The 5,597-nt window shown below is 42.8% G+C and carries 9 protein-coding genes; 5 read left to right on the top strand and 4 right to left on the bottom strand.

Features of this window, described 5'->3' with window-relative positions:
• From rplI to PX484_RS24600, 4 genes are all read left to right on the top strand, one after another.
• The coding region (rplI, locus tag PX484_RS24615; protein WP_288106039.1) for a 50S ribosomal protein L9 at positions 1 to 369 on the top strand (369 nt) is incomplete at its 5' end.
• Between the two features lie 99 nt (positions 370 to 468).
• On the top strand, positions 469 to 1,053 hold the full coding sequence (locus tag PX484_RS24610; protein WP_045358415.1) for a chromophore lyase CpcT/CpeT: 585 nt from the start codon (positions 469 to 471) through the stop codon (positions 1,051 to 1,053).
• 22 nt (positions 1,054 to 1,075) lie between these two features.
• Entirely contained in the window at positions 1,076 to 1,876 is an 801-nt protein-coding gene (xth, locus tag PX484_RS24605) for an exodeoxyribonuclease III (RefSeq protein WP_287766828.1), read from the top strand.
• 138 nt (positions 1,877 to 2,014) lie between these two features.
• Positions 2,015 to 2,569, top strand: coding sequence for a hypothetical protein (locus PX484_RS24600; protein ID WP_002800635.1), 555 nt, complete (start codon positions 2,015 to 2,017; stop codon positions 2,567 to 2,569).
• Here PX484_RS24600 and PX484_RS24595 read toward each other — a convergent pair whose 3' ends face one another.
• From PX484_RS24595 to PX484_RS24580, 4 genes are all read right to left on the bottom strand, one after another.
• The gene (locus tag PX484_RS24595) at positions 2,570 to 2,887 is read right to left on the bottom strand and encodes a hypothetical protein (RefSeq protein ID WP_002782546.1); all 318 of its coding nucleotides are present in this window, start codon (positions 2,885 to 2,887) and stop codon (positions 2,570 to 2,572) included.
• 119 nt (positions 2,888 to 3,006) lie between these two features.
• On the bottom strand, positions 3,007 to 3,900 hold the full coding sequence (gene crtR / locus PX484_RS24590; protein WP_002800634.1) for a beta-carotene hydroxylase: 894 nt from the start codon (positions 3,898 to 3,900) through the stop codon (positions 3,007 to 3,009).
• A 161-nt stretch (positions 3,901 to 4,061) separates the two neighbouring features.
• Complete coding sequence (locus PX484_RS24585) at positions 4,062 to 4,481, bottom strand: helix-turn-helix domain-containing protein (protein ID WP_002800633.1); 420 nt, start codon at positions 4,479 to 4,481, stop codon at positions 4,062 to 4,064.
• Positions 4,465 to 4,764: a type II toxin-antitoxin system HigB family toxin gene (locus tag PX484_RS24580; RefSeq protein WP_287766830.1), complete on the bottom strand. Its 300-nt coding sequence runs from the start codon at positions 4,762 to 4,764 to the stop codon at positions 4,465 to 4,467. Before PX484_RS24580 ends, PX484_RS24585 begins: the two co-directional genes overlap by 17 nt.
• Positions 4,765 to 5,196: 432 nt before the next feature.
• Between PX484_RS24580 and PX484_RS24575 the strand changes: the two genes are divergently transcribed.
• The coding region (locus PX484_RS24575) for a PEP-CTERM sorting domain-containing protein (RefSeq protein ID WP_288106034.1) at positions 5,197 to 5,597 on the top strand (401 nt) is incomplete at its 3' end.

Genomic DNA, 5,597 nt, shown 5'->3' with positions numbered 1-5,597 from the left:
CGCAATTACCTTATCCCCCAAGGTGTGGCCGTTTTAGCCACCAAGGGCGCGATTAAACAGGCAGAATTTAGGAAAGAAAAAGAGCGTCAACGTCTCCTCGCTGAAAAACAAGAAGCGGAAACCAGAAAAACTGCGATCGAAAAACTCAGTCCCTACACCATCCCTAAACAGGTGGGTGAAAATGAGGCAATTTTTGGTACTGTCACCAGTCAAGATGTGGCCACGGTTATTCTAGAAAATGCTAAATTAGAAATCGATCGCCGTGGTATTACCGTCCCCGATATCGGTCAATTAGGAGTCTATAAAGTACAAGTCAAACTCCATCCCGAAGTTAGTGCCGATATAGAAATTAAAGTAATTGCACAATAACAATTATCGGGGCATAGTTATCAGTAATCGGTGAAAACTTATCAGAGCAATTAACTAGCTGATGGCTGATAGCTAATAGCCATTCACATCTCAAAAACTATGACTCATCCCACGGATCTAAAAACCCTAGCACGCTGGATGGCGGCGGATTTTAGTAATCAAGAACAAGCTTTTGCTAATCCGCCTTTTTTCGCCCATATTCGCGTGTGTATGCGTCCTTTACCCGATGAATTACTGGGGGGAACCAGTTTATTTTTAGAGCAGGCCTACGATTTTATGCTCAATACTCCCTATCGTTTGCGAGTATTTAAATTGTCGGTAGTCGATGACCATATTGAACTAGAAAACTTTAAAGTTAAAGAGGAAGCTAACTTTTTTGGTGCTTCTAGAGAACCCCAGCGTCTCAAAAATCTCAGCTTAGAACTATTAGAACCGATGGCGGGTTGTGATATGAATGTCACTTGGACAGGTAACAGTTTTAAAGGGGTGGTGAAACCGGGTAAACAATGTTTAGTCTTTCGCAAAGATAGAATGACTTATTTGGATAATAGTTTTGAAATTAGTGAACGGGGATTAATTAGCGTTGATCGCGGTTTAGATCCCGAAACCGATCAATTAGTCTGGGGTTCGATCGCCGGTCCCTTTGAGTTTGTGCGTCGCAGTAGTTTTGCTGAGGAAGTGTGAGAAAAATTCTCGGTTTTTAGCTATGAAAATCGCCACATGGAATGTCAACTCGATTCGCAGCCGACAAGAGCAGGTAATTAACTGGTTACAACTCAATCCCGTTGAGGTTTTATGCTTGCAAGAAACCAAGGTAATCGATCGAGATTTTCCCAGAGAAGCTTTTGAATCTTTGGGTTATCATCTCTATATTTCTGGACAAAAATCCTATAATGGTGTGGCGATTTTTAGCCAGAAACCCATGGAGGATATCACTGTGGGATTTAGTCCCATTATCGGCGAAAATTTAACAGGAGAACTAGACGAACAGAAACGGCTAATTACTGGAGTAATCGGCGATATTCGGATTATTAATCTCTACGTTCCTAATGGTTCTTCCCTAGATAGTGACAAGTATATCTATAAGCTTAAATGGTTAGAAACTCTTAGGAAATATCTAGATAAAATTATTAATTCTCAACCTGAAGAATTATGTATCTGCGGAGATTTTAATATTGCCTTAGAAGATAAAGATATTTATGATCCCAAAGGCAAAGAAAATCATATCATGTCTTCAGCTAAAGAAAGAGAAGCTTTAGAAAAGGTCTTAGAAATTGGCTTACAAGATGCCTTTAGAAAATTCACATCGGACCCAGGACATTATAGTTGGTGGGATTATCGCAGCGGCGGTTTTGCTCGTAACCGAGGTTGGCGAATCGATCATCTTTATTTAACTCCTCAGCTATACGAAAAAGCCGTTAATTGTCTGATTGATCGAGAACCCAGAAAACAAGAAAAACCTAGCGATCATACCCCTGTTATTCTGGAAATATCAAGCCAAAAATAGCTAAAGGATCAACCTAGACTTTGCACAGCCAGAATTTTGCTCTGTTAGCTTCCCTAACCGGGGACTTTCAGCTTGAGGATTTATTCGGTAACGAGAAAATGCTATGATTCGGGTTGAATTTACCAAGTTTATTAAATTATGCGTTCTCCCCAATTAATTGTTCTATTGCTCGGTTTATCCCTTCTCCCCAGCATCTCCCCCCCTTTTGTCCACGCTAATCCCTCGATAGTGCCGGTGAAACAATCGAGTAATCGCGATGGGGGACAAACAATCAAGGAAGCGGAAATTAAAGCAATGATTCAAGACATTGAAACCGCTATTAAAGATAAAAATATCGCCCTAATCCTCAAACACTATGCCCCGTTTATTTCCTCGCAATTGACCATTAAAACCGATGCTAGTACCGAAATTTTTGAGTTAAATGGCATCACGGAACATAAAATATTTTTAGAGGAATCCTACAAAAATATTAGAAGTATAGAGGTTCTTTCTGAGAATTGGGACGTGGATATTCTTGCTAATGAGGAGATGGCGATTATCACTCGCGAGCGGGTAATCAATATTACCAACACCGAGGGTGATAACTATATAGTGGCATCGGAAGCAGTGGCTAAAGTCGCTCCCATCGACGGTAAATTGAGGATCTTTTCCATTCAAGAAACCGCCGAAGTGGGACGCAGACCAAAAAAATAATCAACCTCTCCGGTTGGGACTGGACCAACCCGACTCCCGCCGTCTTCTTCCCTCGATAAAACCGTCATCGTAGTCTCTAGAATTGCGCGGATTATCATAGCGGGCAAAGTTAAACCCGTCCTCTAGTCCGCGCTGAAATTCTTGCTCTGGTGGCACAAATCGATAACGTTGTCTATTATCCTGTACCGCCCGGTTGATTAACAAGGCCCCCGCTCCAATACCCACGGCCTCACCAAAGGTTAAAGACCTAGCATAATCGATGTTAATTGTCAAGAAAGTTGTTGTTAAAATTAAGGCTTTTCCCCAATGCTGACCCATAAAATCCTCCTTAAAAAAATCAAGTTGACAAAGAAACCATTACAGATACAGAGTTTCTCATAAAATCGACCACCGACTTCCCAAAACGGAAACCTTGTACCTCACCATTACGATAACTGCTATGAGCTAGATTTAGAAGAATGGGAGTGAAAGCGAATCCCCAAAAAGACATCGTAGAGGAAACTCCAGAAATTCTTACCTTGCAGTAAACCTAAAGACTGTTCACACTCTTTTGCGTCTAAAAGCGGTTTAGTGGCATAGTATGCCGGTTGGTATTTGTACCAGGGAATCGACGGCCAGAGATGATGCACGAGATGATAATTCTGCCCTAAAATCAGCAGATTTAACAGGGGACTGGGGTAAACGCGGGCATTTTTCCAACGATTACGCTCTTGGAAAGGACGATGGGGGAGATAATCGAAAAATAAACCGAGGGCAATTCCCACCACTAAAGCAGGAACAAACCAAAAATTCATCACATAGCTGATAAAACCGTATTGACAGGCGACGATGACTATGGTAGCCACAAAAAGACGACTGAGGAACCATTCCAGCAGTTCGTATTTCCGCCAGAGTTGCCGCTTAAAAAAGAAAATCTCGTGATAAAAAAATCTGGCCGCAATCATCCACAAAGGGCCGCCAGTGGAGACAAAATGATCCGGATCATTTTCGGGATCGTTAACGTGAGCGTGGTGCTGTAAATGGACTCTAGTGAAGACTGGAAAGGCAAAACCGAGCATTAAAGCACTGCCATGACCTAAAATAGCATTAAATAGCCGATTACTATGGGCAGAATTATGAGAGGCATCGTGGATAACTGTCCCCGATAAATGTAAAGCGAGGACATTAGCACTAAAACAAATCCAGTCAGGCCAGGACCATAGCCAATAGCCACAGGTAGATAGGGTTATTAGGCTCAAGGCACTGAAAAACATGGTAACGTTTGGGTTGAAGCCCCCCGGTGCTTTTAAATACTCTTTGGGGACTGTCAGCAACATCTCGGCCGACTGCATTATGGGTGTTGCTCCTTATTGTGTTCGCTTTACTGGCGTAAATTATCATACTACGGCTTTTTCATAAAGTTTTGTAACATTATCTTAATTAATCTAAAGTTATGAAGAAAGTAAGGATTTGTTATATGGTCTTCCCCCCCAGTCCCCGAGGGAAAGCGAGGCTACAAGAGAAAATCACGGGCGCTTAACGCCAGTTTCGCACTTAAACGATTAAAAAATTCGGCTAGAGACTCGGCTTGAGAGGGAGCGATCGCCTGTTTCCCCCCTATCACCGATTCTACTCTATCCCGATCGCCGAAAATATCCACAAGACACTCCCTATCGATATCGAATTCATCCAGTAACGATTCTAACGTAGCGGTAGGATTTGTTCGGGCGATCGGATAATGTTTCCGCTCGTATTCTTCCACTAATAACACCAATAAATCGAATAATAGTCCTTCGTCCTTGCTTAACTCCCGTGACATCATCCCTTCAATTATGCTTAAAAATCGCTCGTATTCTTGGGAGTTATTAATCGGTTTCGGTTGATACTGCAATAGTAAATCACCATAGGTTAATGGATTAGAAGTAGGGATCATTTTTCCAGTTCTCCTTATTGTATTCAGCGTGACTTAGAATATATTTAACGAAAATGGTTTGACGAGAATAATTGATGTCAGCGATTAAACGGTATTTGTTTCCCTTGATATTAAAAACTGTAAAATTTCCCACCGCCTCCGCCTTCGGGTAGCGACCTTGAACCTCTACTAAATTTTTCCAGTTAGCCTTACTAGCGAAGTTATACCAATCCCTAAGAGCTTCTTCTGCGTCCGAGTGGCGTTCCCAAAACTCTCGTAATTTGACTTTACTGATCACGCCCATCGATCGCTAGTTTTATTGTTGTTTTTAACTTAGATAAGTAGCTGGTTATAATTAAATTAAAAATGGATTTTAGGTTCGATCCCCCCTGCCCCCCTTGATAAGGGGGGTGCCGATCCCCCCTGCCCCCCTTGATAAGGGGGGTGCCGATAGGCGGGGGGATCACCCTTAATAAGGGGGGCATCTGATAATTTTTAACGCCTACCTACTTAAACATCGATCGCTCTGATAATTATAGTGTATGCCAATTTTACCGATCGCTCCCCGCACCCCAGAAAAGCGCACCACTTCGCCGCTCTCTTGGGAGATCGCTCTAAATCCCGAATCGAGTAATCAATAGCTAGATAAAGCATAATAAATATAAATTACAAAAACCTTGACAAAATCGCGGGGGGGGGGTAATATTTGGGAGAATTTAGCTAAACAATGTATTCTATGCCACTTAAAAGTTCCCTTTGTTATTCCGTCGCCCTCGCCACGGTAGCCACCGCCACCCTCGCACCGGTTGCCAGTGCCGCAACTTTTAACTTTTCCTACACCTCCAGCGCAGGAACGATCACTGCGACGGTGGACGGAACCCTGCAACCAGATAACAACAGGGTATTCGTCAGTTCTATCAGTAATACCACCTTTAACGGCTCTCCCGCCCCCGCTCTTCCGTTGATAGGTTCTTATCTCAATAGCATTCTTGCTGGTGGTGTTGTTGTAACGGGTCAGGCGGTGCTATCCCTAGACGGAGCGGGACTGGATTTTGTCGCTTGTAACACGACGAATTGTATTGATGGATTCGGCTTTTTGCCCCCTAACGCTATTGTAGGTAACACGACCGACCTGTT

It is taken from the genome of Microcystis sp. M49636_WE2, from assembly GCF_030065375.1.
Classification (GTDB): domain Bacteria; phylum Cyanobacteriota; class Cyanobacteriia; order Cyanobacteriales; family Microcystaceae; genus Microcystis; species Microcystis aeruginosa_C.
Note: the sequence above shows the minus strand (reverse complement) of the source record. Positions and strands in the feature narration are given on the sequence as shown.